The sequence below is a fragment of the Bradyrhizobium barranii subsp. barranii genome, assembly GCF_017565645.3.
GTDB classification, from domain to species: Bacteria; Pseudomonadota; Alphaproteobacteria; order Rhizobiales; family Xanthobacteraceae; genus Bradyrhizobium; species Bradyrhizobium barranii.
On the sequence record NZ_CP086136.1, the window covers coordinates 3,467,229 to 3,489,224 of the forward strand.

General features: G+C 64.7%; 20 protein-coding genes and 1 pseudogene. 13 read left to right on the forward strand and 8 right to left on the reverse strand.

The features are described 5' to 3' along the window. Positions 1-2: 2 nt before the first annotated feature. Positions 3-1,111: pseudogene (locus J4G43_RS16615) on the forward strand (amino acid ABC transporter permease). 197 nt (positions 1,112-1,308) lie between these two features. Continuing rightward, a complete protein-coding gene (locus J4G43_RS16620) occupies positions 1,309-1,491 on the forward strand; it encodes a hypothetical protein (protein ID WP_135215961.1) in 183 nt (60 codons plus the stop codon). A 53-nt stretch (positions 1,492-1,544) separates the two neighbouring features. On the opposite strand, the gene J4G43_RS16625 is transcribed toward J4G43_RS16620, so the two are convergent. Continuing rightward, positions 1,545-2,963, reverse strand: coding sequence for an amidase (locus tag J4G43_RS16625; protein ID WP_208085650.1), 1,419 nt, complete (start codon positions 2,961-2,963; stop codon positions 1,545-1,547). A 114-nt stretch (positions 2,964-3,077) separates the two neighbouring features. After that, complete coding sequence (locus tag J4G43_RS16630) at positions 3,078-3,854, reverse strand: SDR family oxidoreductase (protein WP_208085651.1); 777 nt, start codon at positions 3,852-3,854, stop codon at positions 3,078-3,080. A gap of 159 nt (positions 3,855-4,013) precedes the next feature. Here J4G43_RS16630 and J4G43_RS16635 point away from each other — a divergent pair, with 159 nt between their 5' ends. Continuing rightward, the gene (locus J4G43_RS16635) at positions 4,014-5,087 is read left to right on the forward strand and encodes a tartrate dehydrogenase (RefSeq protein WP_208085652.1); all 1,074 of its coding nucleotides are present in this window, start codon (positions 4,014-4,016) and stop codon (positions 5,085-5,087) included. Positions 5,088-5,289: 202 nt separating this feature from the next. Here J4G43_RS16635 and J4G43_RS16640 read toward each other — a convergent pair whose 3' ends face one another. The 5 genes from J4G43_RS16640 to J4G43_RS16660 form a co-directional block, all read right to left on the reverse strand. Beyond that, a complete protein-coding gene (locus J4G43_RS16640; RefSeq protein ID WP_208085653.1) occupies positions 5,290-5,931 on the reverse strand; it encodes a suppressor of fused domain protein in 642 nt (213 codons plus the stop codon). A gap of 167 nt (positions 5,932-6,098) precedes the next feature. Then, positions 6,099-7,172, reverse strand: a complete 1,074-nt coding sequence (locus J4G43_RS16645) for a malate/lactate/ureidoglycolate dehydrogenase (RefSeq protein ID WP_028146878.1) — start codon at positions 7,170-7,172, stop codon at positions 6,099-6,101. A gap of 11 nt (positions 7,173-7,183) precedes the next feature. Next, positions 7,184-8,095 carry an NAD(P)-dependent oxidoreductase gene (locus J4G43_RS16650; protein WP_208085654.1) on the reverse strand — a complete coding sequence of 304 codons (912 nt, stop codon included), beginning with the start codon at positions 8,093-8,095 and terminating at the stop codon, positions 7,184-7,186. 12 nt (positions 8,096-8,107) lie between these two features. Beyond that, positions 8,108-9,358 (reverse strand): Zn-dependent hydrolase, encoded by a 1,251-nt coding sequence (locus J4G43_RS16655; protein WP_208085655.1) that lies wholly within the window; start codon positions 9,356-9,358, stop codon positions 8,108-8,110. A 32-nt stretch (positions 9,359-9,390) separates the two neighbouring features. Further along, entirely contained in the window at positions 9,391-10,308 is a 918-nt protein-coding gene (locus tag J4G43_RS16660) for a LysR family transcriptional regulator (RefSeq protein ID WP_208085656.1), read from the reverse strand. A gap of 119 nt (positions 10,309-10,427) precedes the next feature. Here J4G43_RS16660 and J4G43_RS16665 point away from each other — a divergent pair, with 119 nt between their 5' ends. From J4G43_RS16665 to J4G43_RS16690, 6 genes are all read left to right on the forward strand, one after another. Next, positions 10,428-11,243, forward strand: a complete 816-nt coding sequence (locus J4G43_RS16665; protein ID WP_208085657.1) for a putative hydro-lyase — start codon at positions 10,428-10,430, stop codon at positions 11,241-11,243. 89 nt (positions 11,244-11,332) lie between these two features. Then, positions 11,333-12,577: an ABC transporter substrate-binding protein gene (locus J4G43_RS16670; RefSeq protein ID WP_063984701.1), complete on the forward strand. Its 1,245-nt coding sequence runs from the start codon at positions 11,333-11,335 to the stop codon at positions 12,575-12,577. 195 nt (positions 12,578-12,772) lie between these two features. Next, positions 12,773-13,606 carry a branched-chain amino acid ABC transporter permease gene (locus J4G43_RS16675; protein ID WP_231145228.1) on the forward strand — a complete coding sequence of 278 codons (834 nt, stop codon included), beginning with the start codon at positions 12,773-12,775 and terminating at the stop codon, positions 13,604-13,606. Next, positions 13,606-14,595: a branched-chain amino acid ABC transporter permease gene (locus J4G43_RS16680; RefSeq protein ID WP_208085658.1), complete on the forward strand. Its 990-nt coding sequence runs from the start codon at positions 13,606-13,608 to the stop codon at positions 14,593-14,595. Before J4G43_RS16675 ends, J4G43_RS16680 begins: the two co-directional genes overlap by 1 nt. Continuing rightward, a complete protein-coding gene (locus J4G43_RS16685) occupies positions 14,592-15,323 on the forward strand; it encodes an ABC transporter ATP-binding protein (RefSeq protein ID WP_028146884.1) in 732 nt (243 codons plus the stop codon). Before J4G43_RS16680 ends, J4G43_RS16685 begins: the two co-directional genes overlap by 4 nt. Then, entirely contained in the window at positions 15,307-16,011 is a 705-nt protein-coding gene (locus tag J4G43_RS16690) for an ABC transporter ATP-binding protein (protein WP_208085659.1), read from the forward strand. Before J4G43_RS16685 ends, J4G43_RS16690 begins: the two co-directional genes overlap by 17 nt. A gap of 163 nt (positions 16,012-16,174) precedes the next feature. Here the strand turns inward: J4G43_RS16690 and otnC are convergent, their stop codons facing one another. After that, positions 16,175-16,849 (reverse strand): 3-oxo-tetronate 4-phosphate decarboxylase, encoded by a 675-nt coding sequence (gene otnC, locus J4G43_RS16695; RefSeq protein WP_208085660.1) that lies wholly within the window; start codon positions 16,847-16,849, stop codon positions 16,175-16,177. A 105-nt stretch (positions 16,850-16,954) separates the two neighbouring features. On the opposite strand from otnC, the gene ltnD reads away from it, so the two are divergent. From ltnD to J4G43_RS16715, 4 genes are all read left to right on the forward strand, one after another. After that, a complete protein-coding gene (ltnD, locus tag J4G43_RS16700) occupies positions 16,955-17,872 on the forward strand; it encodes an L-threonate dehydrogenase (RefSeq protein WP_208085661.1) in 918 nt (305 codons plus the stop codon). Between the two features lie 15 nt (positions 17,873-17,887). Then, entirely contained in the window at positions 17,888-18,670 is a 783-nt protein-coding gene (otnI, locus tag J4G43_RS16705; RefSeq protein WP_208085662.1) for a 2-oxo-tetronate isomerase, read from the forward strand. Continuing rightward, a complete protein-coding gene (gene otnK / locus J4G43_RS16710) occupies positions 18,667-19,944 on the forward strand; it encodes a 3-oxo-tetronate kinase (protein ID WP_208085663.1) in 1,278 nt (425 codons plus the stop codon). The genes otnI and otnK overlap by 4 nt, the downstream gene beginning before the upstream one ends. Positions 19,945-20,114: 170 nt before the next feature. Beyond that, the gene (locus J4G43_RS16715) at positions 20,115-21,806 is read left to right on the forward strand and encodes a methyl-accepting chemotaxis protein (protein WP_208085664.1); all 1,692 of its coding nucleotides are present in this window, start codon (positions 20,115-20,117) and stop codon (positions 21,804-21,806) included. Positions 21,807-21,996 lie beyond the last annotated feature (190 nt).

Genomic DNA, 21,996 nt, shown 5'->3' on the forward strand with positions numbered 1-21,996 from the left:
TCATGACGGCGATCGCCGATATTCCGGACGCCCCGCGCGCTGCCCGCCGCCCGCAGATGGGCAACCCGGTGCTGCGCTGGCTCCGCACCAATTTGTTCTCGTCGATCCCGAACGCTATTCTTTCGGTCGTGTTATTGGCGATCCTCGCCAAGGGCATCTTCAGCTTCGTGCAGTGGGGCATCGCGAACGCGGTCTGGCTCACGCCGGCAAACGACTCCAGTGCCTGCCGCGCCGCGCGCGGCCTCGGTGCCTGCTGGGCGATCATCCCCGAAAAATATCGCTTCATCCTGTTCGGCACCTATCCGTTCGACGAGCAGTGGCGGCCGGCGCTGTCGGTCGTTCTGTTCATCGCGCTGTTTTATCTCTCCACCCGCCGCGCCCTGTGGCGGCGCGAGCTGGCCTAGTCTGGATCGGCGCGCTGGCGTTGATCAGCGTGCTGATGTGGGGCGGCGTGTTCGGGCTCTCCTTCGTCTCGCAGGACCGTTGGGGCGGACTGCCGGTGACGCTGATCCTGGCGACGTTTGGTCTCGCGTTCGGCTTCCCGCTCGGCATCCTGGTCGCACTCGGCCGGCGTTCAAAGCTGCCGGTGATCCGTTCGCTCTCGGTGCTCTATGTCGAGCTGATCCGCGGCGTGCCGCTGGTGAGTCTGTTGTTCATGGCGAGCGTGATGTTTCCGCTGTTCATGCCGAGCGGATTCAACATCGACAAGCTGTTGCGCGCGCAGATCGCCATCATCCTGTTCGCGGGCGCGTATCTTGCCGAAGTCATCCGCGGCGGCCTCCAGGCCGTACCGCGCGGGCAATATGAGGCCGCCGATGCGCTGGGGCTGTCCTACTGGCGCAAGCATCGCCTGATCGTGCTGCCGCAGGCGATCCGCCATGTCATCCCGCCGCTGGTCAACACCTTCATCGCGTTCTTCAAGGACACCAGCCTGGTCCTGATCATCGGCATCTTCGACCTGCTGACGACGGCCAAGACCGCGATCATCGATCCGGCCTGGCAGCAATTCTCGGTTGAGGTCTACATCTTCGTCGCCGCGATCTACTTTGTCTTTTGCTTTGCGATGTCGCGGTACAGTCGCGGCCTGGAGGCGAATACCGCCTCGAGGTGAGCGGATTTCCCCGCCGCGGGAGCGAGCCAGAAGCGCTGGAAGCCTATACTGGAGCGCGAAATGCTTATGCCGTGCCTATATCGCGTGCCTGGATTCAAACTGGCAATCCTACGCGGCGAGATCCATCTGCAATTTGCTGGTGGCACTCACAAGAGGCACGTCACATCATGATGAAATCAGTTCTCGCAGCGTCGGCCATGCTGGTCGCGCTTTGCTCCGCCGCCTCTGCTCACGAGGCAATGAATCACTCGCACATGGCTTCGGCGGCCACCGCCCAGATGTCGGAAACGCATCCGAACTCCTTCGCCTTCGCCGCTCCAACGGATGAGGCCGGATACGATGCGCATCGGTATCACGGCGGGCCGAAAGCGAACGACTAGGGTCTGACCGGCGCACGGCGGGGACGGCCAAGTCCCCGCCGGTGCGGCTCGCGTTATGCCTTCACCTTGGGATCAATCGGCGTGGAGCCGCGCAGACCCAGAATATCCTCCAACACCTTCGCGCCGGCGATCACCTGCGCATCCGCGCGCGGGGCGCCGACGACCTGCACACCGATCGGGAGGCCAGACGCCGTGAAGCCGCAGGGCAGCGACAGCGACGGGCAGCAGGCGAGCGTGATGGCGTAGACGATGCCGAGCCATTCGACATAGTTCTCGAACTTCTTGCCGGCGCATTCGGCGACATAGCGGTGCTCGATCGGGAAGGGCGGCACGATCGTGGTCGGCGTCAACAGCAGGTCGTAGCTTTTGAAGAACTCGATCGCGCGCGCGGTCATGCCGACGCGCTGCGCCTCGGCGCGCGCGAGCTGCTCGACGGTGAGCTTGATGCCTTCCTCGATGTTCCAGATCACCTCGGGCTTCAGAAGGTCGCGCTTGGTCCGCAGCAGATTGGCCTTGGTGATCGCGAAATCGAAGGCGCGCAGGACGTGGAAGCATTCATGCGCCTCGCGCCAGTCCGGATGCGCTTCTTCCACGATCGCGCCTGCCTCCGCAAAGCGTTCCGCGGCCTTGCGCGTGATCGCCTTGACCTCTGGATCGACCGGCGTGATGCCGAGATCGGGCGAATAGGCGATGCGCTTCGGCTTCTTGCCTGACTGCGCGGCCGACAGGAACGAGGTCGCAGGTGCGGGCAGCGAGAGCGGGTCGTCTGCATAGTCGCCGCTCATGGCATCCAACAGCAGCGCAAGATCCTCGACATTGCGCGCCATCGGCCCCACCACGCCGAGATTGCGGTCGATCGCCGATTTGGGCGTGTGTGCGACGCGGCCGATGCTGGGCCGCATGCCGACCACGCCGCAGAACGCCGCGGGGCTGCGCAAGCTGCCGCCCATGTCAGAGCCCTGGGCGAGCCAGGCCATGCCGGTGGCAAGCGCCACCGCAGCGCCGCCGGAGGAGCCGGCCGCAGACTTCGTCGTATCCCAGGGATTGAGCGTCGCGCCGAACACTTCGTTGAAGGTGTTGGCGCCGGCGCCGAATTCCGGTGTGTTCGACTTGGCGTAGACGACCGCGCCATTGCCTTCGAGGTTCTCGACCATGAGATCGGACTGCTTAGGCACATTGTCCCTGAAGATCGGCGAACCCTGTGTGTTCAGCACGCCCGCGACATCGGTCAGGTCCTTGATCGGTACCGGCAGGCCCGCGAGCAGCCCGCGGGCTCCGGCCGGCTTCTGCATCAGCGCCTTGGCGTTGTCCCGCGCGCGATCGAAGCATAGCGTCGGCAGCGCGTTGACCTTGCCGTCGACCTCACCGATGCGCTTCTCCAGCACATCCAGAAGCTCGAGCGGCGAGACGTCGCCGGATCGCAGCTTGTCGACGACGGCGCGTGCGGTTTCGCGGATCAGGTCTTGAGACAACTATTTTACTCCTGTGCTTATTGTGTCGTCATTGCGAGCGCAGCGAAGCAATTCGAACTGCCACAGCGGATGCATTCCTGGATTGCTTCGCTGCGCTCGCAATGACGGGAAAAACTAACCCCAGCCCGCGCTGATGCCGCCATCCACGGTATAGATGACCCCCGACGTATATCCGGCGCGATCGGACGCCAGGAACGCCATGAGATCGCCGATCTCGCGCGCATGCGCGGGCCGGCCGAGCGGCAGGCTCTTCTGGAATTCCTTGTAACGGCTCTCATCGCCGAACTGGTGCTTTGCCCGCGTCTTGAGCAGGGTGACGTGGCGATCAGTGCCGACCGGGCCGGGATTGATGCCGACCACGCGGATGTTGTCGGCGAGGCTCTTGCCGCCGAGCGCACGGGTGAAGGCCATCAATGCGGCGTTGCCGGCGCTGCCGCAGATGTAGTTGGCATCGAATTTTTCGCCGGCCGCGCCGATGTCATTGACGATGACGCCGCGACCCTTCGCCTTCATCTGCGCGTAGATCTGCCGCGTCAGGTTGATATAGCCGAATACTTTCAATTCCCAGGCGTGCCGCCAGGTCGCCTCGTCGATCTTGTCGATGGAGCCACCGGGGATGTCGCCGGCATTGTTGACGAGCACGTCGATATCGGCGGCTTCCCTCGCGAGCCGTGCCACGTCCTCGGCCTTGCGCAGGTCCACGATGCTCGTCGCGGCATCGATCTGGTGTGCGGAGCGCAGGCGGTCCGCTAGCGCCTTGAGCTGGTCGCCGCTGCGGGCGGCGAGCAGGAGGTTTGCGCCTTCCTCGGCAAACGCCTCGGCGGCGGCTGCGCCAATGCCTTTGGACGCGCCCGTGATCAGGACGCGCTTGCCACGCAGATGCAGATCCATGAAGGGTACTCACTCGGTGGGAACATCAGGATCAAACCAGTAGGCGCTCGGCCGCGCCACGGTCAACATTGCAGTGCAGCGTTGCACTGCTGCCGAGTTTGGTCCATTGCAGTGCGGTCAAAAAGGCGGCGGCTGCCGGACCAACCAAGGACGTTCTCGATGAGCAAGAAACAATACCGGATTGCAGTCATTCCCGGCGACGGCATCGGCAAGGAAGTGATGCCAGAGGGCCTGCGCGTTCTGGAGGCAGCGGCGAAGAAGCACGGGGTGTCCCTGCATTTCGACCATTTCGACTTCTCGTCCTGGGACTATTACGAGAAGCACGGCCAGATGATGCCGGACGACTGGAAAGAAAAGATCGGCAAGCATGACGCGATCTATTTCGGCGCCGTCGGCTGGCCGGCCAAGATTCCGGATCACGTCTCGCTGTGGGGGTCGCTGATCAAGTTTCGCCGCGAGTTCGACCAGTATGTGAATTTGCGCCCGGTGCGGCTGATGCCCGGCGTGCCGTCGCCGCTGGCGAACCGCAAGCCTGGCGACATCGATTTCTGGGTGGTGCGAGAGAACACCGAAGGTGAATATTCCTCCGTCGGCGGCCGCATGTTCCCGGACACCGACCGCGAGTTCGTGACGCAGCAGACGGTGTTGACCCGCATCGGCGTCGACCGCATCCTGAAATTCGCTTTCGAGCTCGCGCAGTCGCGGCCGAAGAAGCACCTGACCTCGGCGACCAAGTCGAACGGCATCTCCATCACCATGCCCTATTGGGACGAGCGCGTGGAGGCGATGGCGAAGAAGTTTCCGGGCGTGAAGTGGGACAAGTACCACATCGACATTCTGACCGCGAACTTCGTGCTGCATCCGGACTGGTTCGACGTCGTGGTTGGCTCGAATCTGTTCGGCGACATCCTCTCCGATCTCGGCCCGGCCTGCACCGGCACCATCGGCATCGCGCCATCGGGCAACATCAATCCCGAGGGCGATTTCCCCTCGGTGTTCGAGCCGGTGCACGGCTCGGCGCCCGACATTGCGGGGCAGGGCATCGCCAACCCGATCGGCGCGATCTGGTCCGGCGCGATGATGCTCGAGCACCTCGGCGAGAAGGAAGCCGGCAAGTCGATCGTCGATGCGATCGAACGCACGCTTGCCGAACGCACGCTGCGCACCAAGGACCTCGGCGGCAACGCCGACACCACCGCCTGCGGCAAGGCGGTCGCGGATATGGTGGATTAAGGCGGCAGATCTTCCCCTCTCCCCTTGTGGGAGAGGGTGGCTCGCCGCGTAGCGGCGAGACGGGTGAGGGGTCTGTCTCCGCAGAGACGGGCCTCCCGTCCGAGAAGTTTTTCTTCGCGGAGAGAACCCCTCATCCGGCGCTTCGCGCCACCATCTCCCACAAGGGGAGAAGGGAAGGGGCAGCGGTGGTTTTGGGCGCGCTCTACACGTAAGATTTCCGCGTCGGATCGAAGATCGGCGGATAATTGTTCTCGTCGAGCAGATCGAGAAACGGGTCGAGTCCCCTGGACTTGATGAGGCCGAGCTCCTGATGCGAGATCAGGTTCACGGTCAGGATCTCCACGGGATCGCTCGCGATCTCGAGCGCCTCGGCGATCTGCTTATCGGGGCCGATGACCGGTGTGAGAAACAGGAATGTCTGGAAGTCCGTTCCTGCAACCGGCGGACACGGCAGCGCGACGCGATGACCAAAACCGAACCAGGTCGTGTCGATGGACGGCAGATTGGCGAGCCAGCGCAGATTGGCGCAAACCTCCTCTGTCGGCTCCCGGACATACCACATCAGCTCGGCACGTGGCTTTGCGTCGCCATGCACCCCCGGCATTCGCTGTTCGCTCATGCCGTTGGTCAGAAGCACATAACCTTCGTCAGATCCCTCCTGGCACACCGGCACGAAATCGCGGCCAAAGGCGTGGATGTCGATGCGGCGCTCCGCGCTGTCGGTGAAGCTGTGCTCGGGCTCGCCAAGCTCGCTTTCATAGATCGCGAGCCGATGCCGGTAGAAGTCGGTTTCGGGTAACGGCTCGCTCGAGTCGGACATGAGCGTTGCAAGACGGGAGAACATGTGAACCTCGGGGGCGGATGTGGACCGGGATATTCGCGTTGTCGTGAGACGACGCGGGCCGGTTCAAATCCGCTCCACGAGTGCGGTGATGCTTCGCTTTAGTCCAGATCTCGTTGCGCGATAGTGCACTTGGCCGGGCTATTCTCAGCGATGCGCTTCGTTCCCGACTAGCCCGCGATCTTCTCGATCGCGGCCTGGTCCAGTCCGAACTTCGTCCCGGCCTCCAGGATTTCCTGCCAGGTGGTCGGGTCGACCGGAATGCCTTCGGCCAGACGCTTCTTCCTGGTCTCGCGCTCGGGATCGCCGGCGATCTTCACCTTGTCGACGCCGGGAGCGGGCGGCGAGCCGGTGTGCCAGGCAACAAAACTCTCGACCTCGCTCGCAAGGTTGTCGCCGGTGCCGAGCTTGTTCGGGTCGATGACGATCGAGAGCATGCCGTTGAGGACGTTGTACTTGCCGTCGGACGGGCCCTTGACCACCTGCCCGCCGGAGAGCGCGCCGCCGAGGATTTCGCACACCAGTGCGAGGCCGGAGCCCTTGTGCTCGCCGAACGGCAGGATGGCGCCGTGCGGCGGGATCACGGTGTAGCGCGGGTTGGTGGTCGGCTTGCCTTCGTTGTCGATGATGGTGCCGGGCTCCAGTTCGACGCCCTTGTTGTGGGCGACCCGGGTCTTGCCTTGCGCGATCCTGCTGGTGGCGAAGTCGAGCACGATCGGGTCCTTGCCCCTGCGCGGGATGCCGACGCAGAACGGGTTGGTGCCGTGGCGCGCATCGCTGCCGCCCCACGGCGCCACGATCGGGCGCGAGATCACGTTGACGAAGTGGATCGAGACCAGCCCGTGGTCGATGCACTGCTCGGCCCAATGGCCGATGCGGCCAATGTGGTGCGAGTTGGAGAGGCCGACGAGACACACGCCGTTGCGCTTGGCGCGCTCTGCCGCCAGCTCCATCGCCTCGTGCCCGATCACCTGGCCATAGCCGGTGAGGCCGTCGAGCGTGAGGAGCGGACCGGTGTCGAGCACGATCTTGACGTGCGCGTTCACGGCGAGGCCGCCCGTGGTGACGCTCTGGACATAGCGCGGGATCATGCCGACGCCGTGCGAGTCATGTCCTCTAAGATTGGCCTCGACGAGGTTGGTGGACACGAGCTCGGCTTCGCGGTCCGTAGACCCGCCCGCCTTGACGATGGCACGGACGACGTTGGTGAGCGGCTGTGCCTTGATGGTGCGATAGTCGGCCATTGTTGTTGCTTTTATCCCTTCACGATCCGGCGGCAATGGACCCATGCCGCTTCAATCAGGTTCTCGCTCGCTTCCGGCGTGCGGAAGGCCGAATGCGCCGACAGCGTCACGTTCGGCAGTCTTGTCAGCGGATGGTCGCCGGGCAGGGGCTCGATGTTGAAGACGTCGAGGCCGGCATGGCGGATATGCCCCGACTTCAGCGCGTCGATCATCGCCTGCTCGTCGACGACCGCGGCACGCGCGGTGTTGATCAGGATGACACCGGGCTTCATCGCAGAAATCTTCTCGCGCGTGATCATGCCGCGCGTCTCGTCGTTGAGCAGCAGATGCAGCGACACGACGTCGCTTCTGGCCAGCAGCGTGTCGAGATCAGTGAACTCGACGCCCGGATGGCTCTTCGGCGAGCGGTTCCAGGCGATCACCTTCATGCCCGAGCCGGCCGCAATACGTGCGACTTCCGCGGCGATGCCGCCGAAGCCGATCAGGCCGAGCGTCTTGCCGGAGAGCTGCATGCCATCCTCGCGCAGCCAGTTGCCGCCGCGCATCTCGCGATCCATCATCGCGATGACGCGGGCGGAGGCCCACATCAGCGCAATCGCGGATTCGGCGACGGCGGTGTCGCCATAGCCCTTGATCAGGTGCACGGAGATGCCGAGCTCGGCGAGTTCTTCCGGATTCATGTAGCTGCGCGCGCCGGTGCCGAGGAACACGACGTGCTTCAGCCCCGCGCATTTCTTCGCGACCTCGGTCGGCAGCGCTGTGTGGTCGACGATGGCGATCTCCGCACCATCGAGGACTTCAGGATATTGCTCGGGCTTGATGTCGGGATCCCTGTGGATCCGCACCTCGGGGTCGCCGGGCTTCCCCAGCCGCTCCATGATCACGGCGAGGGCTTCGTTGGCGTCGACGAAAACTCCGCGCATGGCTCTCTCCGATCAGGACGCGACGCCGGCGATCGCCAGCACGGTATGCATCAGCACGTTGGTGCCTGCGGCGCAGTCGGGCTGCGTGGCGTCTTCCAGCTCGTTGTGGCTGATACCGTCCTTGCAGGGCACGAACACCATCGCCGCCGGCATGACGGTGTTTAGGTTGCAGGCATCGTGGCCGGCGCCGGAGGTGATGCGACGGGAGGAATAGCCGAGCGTCTTCGCCGCGTTCTCGACCGCCGCGATCAGCTTGGGATCGAAATGCGTCGGCGGCTTGCGCCAGACCTGGTCGATCTTGACCTCGACCTTGCGGCGCGCGGCGATCTCGGCAATGGCGGCGCGCAAATCGCGATCGAGCGCATCCATGATGGCGCCATCCGCGCTGCGACAATCCATGGTGAAGGCGATCTCGCCGGGAATGACGTTGCGCGAGGGATTTGCGATCACGGCCTCGCCGATGGTGCCCACTGCTTTCGGCCCGTGCTTCTTCGCGATGGCCTCCATCGCCAGCACGATTTCGGAGAGCGTCGCGAGCGCATCGCGCCGCAGCGGCATCGGCGTCGATCCGGCATGGCTCTCGAAGCCGGAAATCTTGCCGTCGTACCAGAGCACGCCCTGGCCGGAATCGACCACGCCGATGGTCTTGCCTTCGGCCTCGAGGATCGGACCCTGCTCGATGTGCAGCTCGACGAAGCAGCCGAGCTTCTGGAAGCCGACCGGCTTGTCGCCGCGATAGCCGATGCTGTCGAGCGCCTGGCTGACGGAAGTGCCGTCGATATCCTTGCGCGACAGGATGTCATCGGTGGTGAAATCGCCGACGTAAGCGGCGGAGGCCATCATCGCCGGTGCGAAGCGCGAGCCTTCCTCGTTGGTCCAGTTGACGACGCAGATCGGCGCTTCGGTTTCGATGCCTGCGTCGTTCAGCGTGCGGATCACTTCCAGCGCGCCGAGCGTCCCCAGAATGCCGTCATACTTGCCGCCGGTCGGCTGGGTGTCGAGATGCGAGCCGATCCCGACGGGCAGCTTCGACATGTCGCGGCCCTTGCGCAGGCCGAACTGTGAGCCGAGCGCATCGGTGTGCACCTCGAGGCCGGCGTCCTCGCAGGCCTTGCGGAACCAGTCGCGCACCTGCTTGTCTTCGCTGCTCAGCGTCAGCCGCCGCACACCGCCCTTGGCCGTCCCGCCAAACTGGGCGGTCTCGTGGATGGAGCCCCAGAGGCGGGCGGAATCGATTTGCAGATTGGTGGCGGCTCGGCTCATGCGGTCGGTCTCTCTTTTGTCCGGCGCCTTTTTCAATGACGCGCCGGCGCAGACTCGTCAACCGCGAGGCTGCTCTGCGCAATCTGCCGTGCGAGCTCGGCGACGCGCTCCACCGCGACGACGTCAGGCGAGGCGAGCCAGCTCGCCGTGAATGTCAGCGGCGCTATGGCGAGATCGGTTTTGAGCAGTTGCAACCGCCCGTCGGCGAGCTCGTTCTCGACGATGGCGTCGGGGATCACGGCGATGCCGAGCCCTTCGACCGCCATGTGGATGACCGTCGCCAGCGATGCGGACGCATGCAGCCGGATCGGCGGCAGCTCCGGCCGGTCGAAGACTTCGCGCACGACCTCGTAAGGCCTGGTCTTGCGCGGGAAGGTGATGATCGGAAACCGCGCGAGGTCGGCGCGCGTCACCGGGCCGTCGCCGAGCCCGAGCGAGGGGCTTGCGAGAAAGCCGATCGGATAATCCGCGAGCACGCGATTGTGGACGCCCGAGGCCGACAGCGGCCCCACCACGAAGGCAAGCTCGATCTCCTGCGCGAGCAGGCGCGCAGTGAGGTTCGGCGTGATGTCGACCTCGATCTCCAGCGACAGGTTCGGATAGACTTCGTTCATGCTCTTGACGAGCCGCGGCAGCCAGGTGTGCACGATGGTCTCGGCGACGCCGAGGCGCATCACGCCGCGCATCGCCGAGCGATCGCCGATCTCGGCGATCATCGCCGCCCTCAGGCCGATCAACTTCTCCGCATAGACCATCATCTGCCGGCCGCTCGGCGTCGGCGAAGCAACGCGATGGTCGCGGTTGAGGAGCTTTACGCCCATCTCGCGCTCGAGCTGGGCGATGCGCTGGGAGATCGCCGGCTGGGTCGTATTGAGCCGTGCTGCGGCGCCGCGAAAGCTGCCGAGCTTCACAACCCAAAGGAAGGTTTCGATCGACCTGAAGTCCAGCATGAGAAGGATTTTCCCGATCGATAAATCTAATTTATCAAGATCGATTAGAAAGGAAGATTAGACTTTATAGCATGCTTGGTGTTGGCTGTCTTTGTCGAGTTTATAGGCAGGTCGATCAAATGACTGTTTTGGTGGCAGCGCAGCAAACTGAAACGCCCGACACGCTCCCGAGCCGCCAGGCGCGGCTCGCCTATCGCGGCGGCCAGGTCGGATCTACCGCCGGCGTCGCCCCCGGCTTCGTCCAGGGCAATCTGGCGATCCTGCCAGCCGAATATGCCAGCGCCTTTCACCGCTTCTGCCAGCTCAATCCGAAACCGTGCCCGATCATCGGCATGTCCGACGTCGGCAGCCCGCACATCCCCGCGCTCGGCGCCGATCTCGACATCCGCACCGACGTGCCGCGCTATCGCATCTGGCGCGACGGCGAGGTGGTCGACGAGCCGACCGACGTGACCAAGCATTGGCGCGACGATCTCGTGACCTTCGTGCTCGGCTGCTCGTTCTCGTTCGAAGAGGCGTTGCTCGACGAGGGCATGCCGATCCGCCACATCGAGCAGAACGTGCGCGTGCCGATGTACCGCACCAACATCGCCTGCGGCGAGGCCGGTCCGTTCGCCGGTCCCATGGTGGTGTCGATGCGTCCGTTCAAGCCGGCCGATGCGATCCGCGCGGTGCAGATCACCTCGCGTTATCCCGCCGTGCACGGTGCACCCGTGCATCTCGGCCATCCGCACCTGATCGGCATCAAGGATCTCGCCAAGCCGGATTACGGCGATCCCGTGCCCGTCGCCGACGACGAGATCCCGGTGTTCTGGGCCTGCGGCGTGACGCCGCAATCGGTGATCAACGCCGCCAGGCTGCCGTTCGCGATCACGCATTCGCCCGGCCTGATGCTGGTGACGGATCTGAAGAACTGGAACATGGCCGTGATTTAGTAGGCAGCGTTTGCTGCTTCTTCGGGCTTTACCGCATCCATCAATCGCTCCATTCGATCAGTCGAAATTTAGTAACAGGGGACTTTGCCATGACGATCTCTCGCCGTGACGTGCTGCTTGGTGCCACAGCCACTGCCGCGCTGGTGCCGCTCGCTGCACGCGCCCAGACCTCCGAGGTCGTGATCGGCGTGATCTATCCGTTCTCCGGCGGCAGCGCGCAGCAGGGCGTCGACGCGCAGAAGGCCTATGAGACCGCGCTCGAGGTCATCAACAAGGACACCGATTTCGATCTGCCGCTGGCCAAGGGCGAGGGTCTGCCGGGCCTCGGCGGCGCAAAAGTCCGCCTCGTGTTCGCCGACCACCAGGCCGATCCGCAAAAGGGCCGCGCCGAGGCCGAGCGCCTGATCACGCAGGAGAAGGTCTCCGCGATCATCGGCACCTATCAAAGCGCGGTCGCCGTCACCGTCAGCCAGATCTGCGAGCGCTACCAGATCCCGTTCGTCTCCGCCGACAACTCCTCGCCGAGCCTGCATCGCCGCGGCCTCAAATATTACTTCCGCGCCGCCCCGCATGACGAGATGTACTCGGCTGCTATGTTCGACTTCTTCGATGCCTTGAAGAAGAAGGGCACCAAGATCGAGACGCTGTCGCTGTTCCACGAGGACACCATCTTCGGCACCGACTCCGGCAACGCCCAGGCCAAGATCGCCGGAGAGCGCGGTTACAAGATCGTCTCCGACATCAAGTATCGCGCCAATTCGCCGTCGCTGTCGGCCGAAGTGCAGCAGCTCAAGAGCGCCAATGCCGACGTGCTGATGCCCTCGAGCTACACCACCGACGGCATCCTGCTGGTCAAGACCATGGGCGAGCTCGGCTACAAGCCGAACGCGATCGTGGCGCAGGACGCCGGCTTCTCGGAGAAGGCGCTCTATGATGCCGTCGGCGACAAGCTCGAAGGCGTGATCTCGCGCGGCACCTTCTCGCTCGATCTCGCGCAGAAGCGTCCCATGGTCGGCAAGATCAACGAGATGTTCAAGGCGCGCTCGGGCAAGGACTTCAACGACCTGACCTCACGCCAGTTCATGGGCCTGATCATCCTGGCCGACGCCATCAACCGCGCCAAATCGGCCGACGGCGAGAAGATCCGCGATGCACTGGCCGCGACCGACATCCCGGGCGAGCAGACCATCATGCCCTGGAAGCGCGTCAAGTTCGACGAGGCCGGCCAGAACAACGACGCCGACCCGGTGCTGCTGCAATATGTCGGCGGCAAGTTCGTCACCATCTTCCCGCCGCAGGCCGCGATCGCGGAAGCGATCTGGCCGATGAAGTAAGATTGGGAAGCGGGAGCTCGGACGTAGCTCCCGCCCTCATCCTGAGGAGCGGGCGTAGCCCGCGTCTCGAAGGACGAGGGCTGGGCCATCCTTCGAGACGCACGCTGGTGCGCGCTCCTCAGGATGAGGATCTATTTCGGGGGACGACTTTTGACAGCTCAAGCCATTATCCAGAGTCTCGCGAGCGGCCTTCTGATGGGCCTGCTCTACGGACTGATCGCGGTCGGCCTCGCGCTGATTTTCGGCCTGATGGACGTCACGAACTTCGCCCATGGCGAATTCCTGATGCTCGCGATGTACCTGTCCTTCTTTCTGTTCGCGTTCTTCGCGATCGATCCCCTGCTGTCGGCCCCATTGGTCGCAGCGGCGATGTTCGTGTTCGGAGCAGTGGTCTATCTACTCCTTGTACGCTTCGCCATGCGGGCCAAGGCCAATGCCGGCATGGTGCAGATCTTCACGACTTTCGGCCTTGCGATCGTGATGCGCGGCCTCGCGCAGTACTTCTTCACGCCGGACTATCGCAGCATTCCACAGTCCTGGCTCGGCGGTAAAACCATCTCGGTCGCCGGCATCTTCCTGCCCGAGCCGCAGCTCATCGGTGCGCTGGTCTCGATCGCGGCCTTCGCCGGGCTCTACCTCTTCATCCACCGCACCGACTTCGGCCGCGCGCTGGAAGCCACCCGCGAGGATCCCGGCGCGGTCGCGCTCGTCGGCATCGACAAGAACCGCGTGTTCGCGTTCGGCTGGGGCCTCGGCGCCGCGCTGGTCGGTCTCGCCGGTGCGATCATGGCAGTGTTCTTCTACATCTATCCCGATGTCGGCGCGTCGTTCGCGCTGATCGCCTACGTCACCGTGGCGCTCGGCGGCTTCGGCAGCGTGTTTGGCGCCTTCGCCGGCGGCATCATTGTCGGCCTGGTCGAAGCGGTGACCGCGCTGGTGTTGCCGCCATCGCTGAAGTCCGTCGGCATCTATGCCGTCTATCTCCTCGTCGTCTTCATCCGGCCGCGCGGCCTGTTCGGGTCGATGTGATGGACAAGGCTTTTGCAGCGCGGCGCCGCCGCGACCTCATCATCGCCGCAGTGCTGGCCGGGCTCGCAGCGCTGGCTCCGCTGTTGATCAAGGATGTTTACGTCCAGAACATCCTGATCCTGATCCTGACCCTGATGTATGCGGCGCTGTCGCAGAGCTGGAACATCCTGTCCGGCTATTGCGGACAGATCTCGCTGGGGCACGCGCTCTATTTCGGCATCGGCGCCTACACCACCGAGCTGCTGTTCACGAAGTTCGGCGTGCTGCCCTGGTTCGGCATGCTCGCCGGCGGCGTGATTGCGGCGATCATCGCAATGGGGCTCGGCTATCCCTTCTTCCGCCTGCGCGGCCATTACTTCGTGATCGCGACCATCGTCATCGCCGAAATCGGACTGCTCTTGTTCCAGAACTGGGAATGGGCGGGGGCTGCGATGGGAATCACCGTTCCCGTGCGCGGCGACAGCTGGCTGAAATTCCAGTTTATGCGCAGCAAGCTGCCGTACTTCTATTTTGCGCTGGTGCTGTGCAGCCTCGCCTGGTTCGTCACCTGGTGGCTGGAGGACTCCAAATGGGGCTTTTGGTGGCGCGCGGTGAAGGACAATCCGGAAGCGGCCGAGAGCCTCGGCGTCGTCGTGTTCAACTCCAAGATGGGCGCGGCGGCGGTCTCCGCCTTCCTCGTCGCCATCGGCGGTGCCTTCTATGCGCAGTTTCTCGCCTATATCGACCCTGAAAGTGTGATGGGCTTCCAGTTCTCGCTGCTGATGGCGTTGCCGGCCGTGCTCGGCGGCATCGGCACCCTCTGGGGGCCTGTGCTTGGGGCTGCCATCCTGATCCCGATGACGGAGCTGACGCGCTCTTATATCGGCGGCTCAGGCCGTGGCGTTGACCTGATCGTCTACGGCGCCCTGATCGTCGCGATCTCGCTGGCCCTGCCGCGCGGCTTGGTGAGCCTGTTCTCCCGTTCGAAGGCAAGAGGAGCCACGCGATGACTGCGCTCCTTGAAACCCGCGGCGTCTGGCAGCGGTTTGGTGGCCTCGTCGCCAACAGCGATGTCTCGATCTCGGTCGGCCGCGGCGAGATCGTCGGCCTGATCGGGCCGAACGGTGCCGGCAAGTCGACGCTGTTCAATCTCATCGCCGGCGTCCTGCCGCCGACGCAAGGGTCGATCTGGTTCGACGGCGAGGATGTCACCAACATGCCGGCGGCCGAGCGCTGCCAGCGCGGCGTCGGGCGCACCTTCCAGGTGGTCAAGAGCTTCGAGACCATGACTGTCATCGACAACGTCATCGTCGGTGCTCTCGTCCGCAACACCGTGATGCGCGAGGCACGCCGCAAGGCGCATGAGGTGCTCGAATTCACCGGCCTTGCCGCGCGCGCCGACGTGCTCGCGAGCGACCTCGTGCCGGCCGAGAAACGCCGCCTCGAAGTCGCCCGTGCGCTGGCGACCGAACCAAAGCTGCTGCTGCTGGACGAAGTCCTCACCGGCCTGACGCCGACCGAGGCGCAGACCGGCGTCGCGCTGGTGCGCAAGGTGCGCGATGCCGGCATCACCGTTTTGATGGTCGAGCATGTCATGGAGATCGTGATGCCGCTGGTCGACCGCGCCATCGTGCTCGACCTCGGCAAGGTGCTGGTCGAGGGTAAACCTTCCGACGTCGTCCGCGATCCCAAGGTGATCAGCGCATATCTGGGAGATCGTCATGCTGTCGGTGCATGAAGTCACGACCGCCTATCAGGGCCTGGTCGCGATCTCGGCGGTCTCGATCGAGGTCCAGAAGGGCGAGATCGTCTGCGTGGCCGGCGCCAATGGCGCGGGCAAGTCGACGCTGCTCAAATCCATCGCCGGCGCCGAGCGCCCGCGCTCGGGCACGGTGACGGTCGACGGCAAGCGGCTCGACGGCATGGCGCAGCATCACGTCACCGCCACCGGCATCGCCTATGTGCCGGAGAACCGCCGCCTGTTCCCGCGCCTGTCGGTGCGCGACAATCTCCGCCTCGGCAGTTATCTCTATCGCGGTGAGGCGGATCGTGAAGGGCCGCTCGACCTCGTCTTCACGCTGTTCCCGCGTCTCCAGGAACGTTTGGAGCAGCGCGCCGAGACGCTGTCCGGCGGCGAGCAGCAGATGCTTGCGATCGGCCGGGCGCTGATGACGCGCCCGCGGCTGTTGATGCTGGACGAGCCCTCGCAGGGCATCATGCCGAAGCTGGTCGACGAAATCTTCCAGGCGGTACTGCGCATCCGCGACGCCGGCATGACCGTGCTGATCGTCGAGCAGCGCATGGCCGAGTGCCTCGAAATCGCCGACCGCGCCTACATCCTGCAAACCGGCCGCGTGCTGATGCAGGGCCCGGCAGCCGAAATCAGGGGCAACCCGGACGTGCGGAAGGCGTATCTGGGGCTGTAGTTACTACACGATCGGTGTCATCGCCCGCGAAGGCGGGCGATCCAGTATTCCAGAGACATTAATTGGCTACGGAGAAGCCGCAGCGTACTGGATTCCCCGCCTTCGCGGGGAATGACAGCGGTGAGTGAGGCCGCGCCATCGCGCTCGTCACGAGACGGTGGCGCTAATGCTCGTGCCCATGCTCCGGCAGCGTCACCCCGAACACCTTCACCAGATCCTTCACCTGCTCCGGCGACAGATACCGCGGGTTCATCCCGCGCAGCAGCAGGTACAGCTTCGCCGTCTCCTCCAGCTCCTCCGTCGCGAACACCGCGGCTTCCAGCGTATCGCCGGCGACCACCGGGCCGTGATTGGCGAGCAGCACCGATGAATATTTGCCCGCCAGTCCCTTGATCGCATCCGCAACCGCGGGATCGCCGGGGCGGTAATAGGGCACAAGCGCAGTGGCGCCGCATTTCATCAGATAATAAGCCGTCATCGGCGGCAGCGCGGCGCGCGGGTCGATCTCGGGCAGCATCGAGAGCGCGACCGAATGGGTGGAGTGCAGATGCACGATCGCCCGCGCGTTTTCGCGCGTGTCGTAGAGCGCGGTGTGCAGCGGAACTTCCTTGGTCGGCGCATCGCCCGAGAGGAGGCGCCCCCGTGCGTCCAGCCGCGACAGTCGCGCCGGGTCGAGGAAACCGAGCGAGGCGTTGGTGGGGGTGACGAGCCAACCCCCATCGTGCATCTTGACGCTGATATTGCCGGAAGAGCCCGGTGTCAGGCCGCGCTCGAACAAGGACCGTCCGAAGCGGCAGATATCCTCACGCAGCCGGGTCTCGTTGCTCATAGCCGTCATGCCCGCTTGTCTCACGCTTTGGCAGCGCGGCCAAGCCGTGTTATTCGGATCAGTGAGCCGCCGCAAAGGGCGGCCGTCCAGGAAACGTTCGCAAGGGTCAGTTGCATGTCCGCCTCCACGTCACAAAATCAGCGTATCGCGGTCATCGGGCTCGGCTCGATGGGGTTCGGCATGGCGACCTCGCTGAAGCGCGCCGGTCATGCGGTGACCGGCTGCGACGTCTCGGCTGACGCCGTGGCGCGCTTCGTGAAGGACGGCGGCACAGGCGCCAGCACGCCGGCGGAAGCGGCCAAGGGCGCCGACATCGTCGTCAGCGTCGTCGTCAATGCCGCGCAGACCGAGACCATCCTGTTCGGCAAGGATGGCGCCGCCGAGACCCTGCCGAAGGACAGCGTCTTCCTTTCCTCCGCAACCATGGACCCGGATGTGGCCCGTCGCCTCGCAAAGCAGCTGGAGGCGTCCGGCCGTCACTATCTGGATGCGCCGATCTCCGGCGGCGCGCAGCGCGCGGCCCAAGGCGAGCTGACGATCCTTGCCTCCGGCAGTCCCGCTGCCTTTGCAAAGGCACGGCCGGCGCTCGATGCCATGGCGGCAAAACTGTACGAGCTCGGCGATGCCGCAGGGCAGGGCGCCGCCTTCAAGATGATCAACCAGTTGCTCGCCGGCGTGCATATCGCCGCCGCCAGCGAAGCGATGGCGTTCGCCGCCAGGCAGGGCCTCGACATCCGCAAGGTCTATGAGGTGATCACGGCCTCCGCGGGCAATTCTTGGATGTTCGAGAATCGCATGCCGCACGTGCTCGACGGCGATTACACGCCGCGCAGCGCGGTCGAGATCTTCGTCAAGGACCTCGGCATCATCCAGGACATGGCGCGCAGCGCCCGCTTCCCGGTTCCGGTCTCGGCCGCCGCTCTCCAGATGTTCCTGATGACATCCGCTGCCGGCATGGGCCGCGATGACGACGCCTCGGTGGCGCGCATGTACGCGCAGGTCACCGGCGTAAAACTTCCCGGCGAAAAGTAAGCCAAGAGGATTCCGATGCTCCGTTTCGCCGCCAATCTCTCGATGATGTTCACCGAGGTGCCGTTTCTCGACCGTTTCGATGCCGCCGCGCAAGCAGGCTTCACCGCTGTCGAATTCCTCTTTCCCTACGAGCATCCGGCCGAGGTGGTTGGCGAGCGGCTCAAGCGCAACGGTTTGACGCAGGCGCTGTTCAACCTGCCGCCGGGCGACTGGAACGCCGGTGAGAAGGGCTTTGCGGCGCTGCCGGCGCGGTTCTCCGATCTCAAGGCGAGCCTGGAGACAGCGTTGCCTTACGCCAAGGCGACCGGTGTCAAGCGGCTGCACTTGATGGCCGGCATTGCCAACCGCGGCGAGCGGGTCGCGATCGAGGCGTTCTACAAGTCGGTGGCGTGGGCTGCGGAGTTCTTCGCTCCGCACGGCATCGACATCGTGCTCGAGCCGATCAATGCGCGCAATGTGCCCGGCTACTTCCTCAATGATTTCGGCTTCGCGCGCGACCTGATCCAGGAGCTGAGACTGGCGAACCTGAAGCTCCAGTTCGACATCTATCACTGCCAGATCATCCACGGCGACGTCACCATGCGCCTGCGTGAGATGATGCCGATCATCGGGCACATCCAGATCGCCAGCGTTCCCTCGCGCAACGAGCCCGACGGCGAGGAGCTGAACTATCCGTTCCTGTTCACTGAACTCGACCGGCTCGGCTATACCGGCTTCGTCGGCTGCGAATACAATCCGCGCGGTAAGACCACCGATGGCCTCGCCTGGTTCAAGCCTTATGCGGGAGTGAAGCCGTGACGCTCGCACTGGGTTGCATCGCCGACGACTACACCGGCGCCTCCGATCTCGCCAATACGCTGACGCGCGCGGGCCTGCGTACCGTGCAGACCATCGGCGTGCCCGCGGACGATCTCGCGCTGCCCGAGGTCGACGCCGTCGTGGTGTCGCTGAAGAGCCGCTCGATCGAGGCAGGCCTTGCCGTGTCGCGTTCGCGCGCGGCGGAGAAATGGCTGCGTGGTCGCGGGGCGCGCCATGTGCTGTTCAAGATCTGCTCGACCTTCGATTCCACCGATGCGGGCAATATCGGCCCGGTGATGGACGCGCTGCGCGCCGATAGCGGCGAGGCCGTCGTGCTGGTGACGCCGGCCTTCCCGGAGACCGGTCGCACGGTCTACCAGGGCAATCTGTTCGTCGGCGCCGTGCCGCTGAACGAGAGCCCGCTCAAGGACCATCCGCTCAACCCGATGCGCGATTCCAACCTGGTGCGCGTGCTGGCACGCCAGAGCAAGACGCAGGTCGGCCTGGTCGACCTCGCGACCGTCACCCGCGGCGCGGAGGCCGTGCGGGCTCGGCTTACCGAATTGTCAGGCAAGGGCACCGGTGCTGCGATCATCGATGCCGTGTTCGACCGCGACCTCGAGACCATCGGCCTCGTCGCTGCCCAGCATCGGCTGTCGGTCGGCGCCTCCGGCATCGGCCTCGGACTGGCGCGGGCTCTGGTCTCGACGGGCAAGGTCAAGTCGGCCGCTGGCAGCGGCGGGGCGGACGCCGCCGTCGGCGGACCGGCGGCCTGCCTCGCCGGAAGCTGCTCGCAGGCGACGCTTCAGCAGATCGCCAACGCCGAACGCGTCATGGCCGTGCTCCATCTCGATCAGGACCGTATTCTTACGGGAGCGGACGAAGTGCAACGCGCGATCGCCTGGGCCAAGCCGCGTTTAGCCGACGGTCCGGTCCTGATCGCGTCGAGCGCGACACCGGATCAGGTCGCCGCCTTGCAGGCGCGCCACGGCCGCGATGCAGCCGGTCACGCCATCGAGCAGGCGATGGCCGACATTGCGGAAAACCTAGTCAAATCAGGCGTCAGGCGGCTGGTCGTGGCTGGCGGCGAGACCTCCGGCGCCGTCGTCGATCGCCTCGGGATTCCCGGCTTCCTTGTCGGCGCGGAGATCGCTGCGGGCGTCCCGGTGCTGCGCGCCGTCGGCGCTGAAGCAGGCGATATGCTGCTCGCGCTGAAGTCCGGAAATTTCGGCGGGCCGGAATTCTTCGCGGACGCGCTTGGGCTCATGCGCTGAGCGCAGGGCGTTCTTAGCTGCCTGTTCATTTCTTTCAGGCTCCGTACTCGAACGGAGTCGTAGTTAACATCTGCTCAGTCGCTCTGTTGTCTGATGTCGGCGTCGCTCCTTTTGGTTGATTGTTAAGACCTCCCGGACGCGCGCCCGCGCCAGCACAACGAGACCCGATTATGTTCGCCACCATTTCCATTCGCGCCAAGATCATCAGTGTCGTGGCGTTCCTGCTGGTCGCTATGACCGGCATGGGCCTGCTCGCCGTCACGAAGATGCGGTCAATGAACGCCAACACCACCGACATCACCACGAGCTGGCTGCCCAGCGTCCGGGTGCTCGGCGAACTCCGCGCCAGCGTCATCACCTACCGCAACGTGGTCCGCCAGCACATGCTGTCCGAGACCCTCGAGGAGAAGCTCGCCAACGAAAAGACGGCCGGCACCGTCATCGAGGCGCTCGCCAAGTCCCGCAAGGCCTACGAGCCGATGATCACTTCGCCCGAGGAACGCCGGCTGTACAACGAATGGGCCAAGCTCTGGGACGATTACAAGAAGGGCACCGAAGACGTCATGGCGCTGTCGCGCAAGGAGGCCGGCAAGGTCCCGCATGACGCCCAGGAGCTGAACACCAAGACGGTCAACAAGATCGGCCTTGCGTCGGATGAGGTCCTGATGAAGGACATCGATCTCAACACCAAGGGCGGCGACCAGGCTGCCCAGGATGCCGCCGACAGCTATTTCTATGCCTTCATGCTGGTCTCGATCATCCTCGGCGCCGCCGTGATCATCGGCATCGGCGTCAGCTTCTACGTGGTCCAGGACGTCTCCGCCGGCATCAACTCGATCATCCAGCCGATGCAGGCGCTCGGCAAGGGCGACCTCTCCGCCGAAGTCCCGCATCGCGGCGAGAAGACCGAGATCGGCGCCATGGCCGATGTGCTCCAGATCTTCAAGGAAGCCTTGATCGCCAAGAAAGCCGCCGATGAGGCCGCCGCCGCCGATGCCGAAGCCAAGATCGAGCGCGGCCGCCGCGTCGACGGCATCACCCGCGATTTCGAAACGATGATCGGCGAGATTGTCCAGACCGTGTCGTCGGCCTCGACCCAGCTCGAAGCCTCCGCCTCGACGCTGACTTCGACCGCCGACCGCTCGCAGCGGATGGCGACCACGGTCGCCGCGGCCTCAGAGGAAGCCTCGACCAACGTGCAGTCGGTGGCCTCGGCCACCGAGGAGATGGCCTCGTCGGTCGGCGAGATCAGCCGTCAGGTGCAGGAATCAGCGCGGATGGCGGGCGATGCCGTCGGCCAGGCCCGTGCCACCACCGAGCGCGTCAGCGAGCTGTCCAAGGCGGCTTCCCGCATCGGCGACGTCGTCGAGCTGATCAACACCATCGCCGGCCAGACCAACCTCTTGGCGCTGAACGCCACCATCGAGGCGGCGCGTGCCGGTGAAGCCGGCCGCGGCTTCGCGGTGGTCGCCTCCGAGGTGAAGGCGCTTGCCGAGCAGACCGCCAAGGCGACCGGCGAAATCGGCCAGCAGATCTCCGGCATCCAGGCGGCGACCAACGACTCGGTCGGCGCCATCAAGGAGATCTCCTCGACCATCGAGCGTCTCTCCGAAATCTCCTCGGCGATTGCCGCTGCGGTGGAAGAGCAGGGCGCAGCGACCCAGGAGATCGCCCGCAACGTGCAGCAGGCGGCGCAGGGCACACAGCAGGTCTCCTCCAACATCACCGACGTGCAGCGCGGTGCGACCGAGACCGGCACGGCCTCCTCGCAGGTGCTGTCGGCAGCGCAGATGCTGTCCAACGACTCGAGCCGCCTCAAGACCGAGGTCAGCAAGTTCCTGACCAACGTCCGCGCGGCCTGAGCCGGGAAACCATCGCAGTTCTGAAGGCGGCGCCTGCGGGCGCCGCTTTTTTACGTGGGGGTAAGCCGCTTCCGTAATATTCCGGCCGCAGGCTGCATATCTGGAATGCGATTTCGCAGTGCGATGGCAGGGAAGTGACCGCACGGGGCGGCGCCGTCGTTGGCCATTTCCACGGTGTTCGGGTAAATCA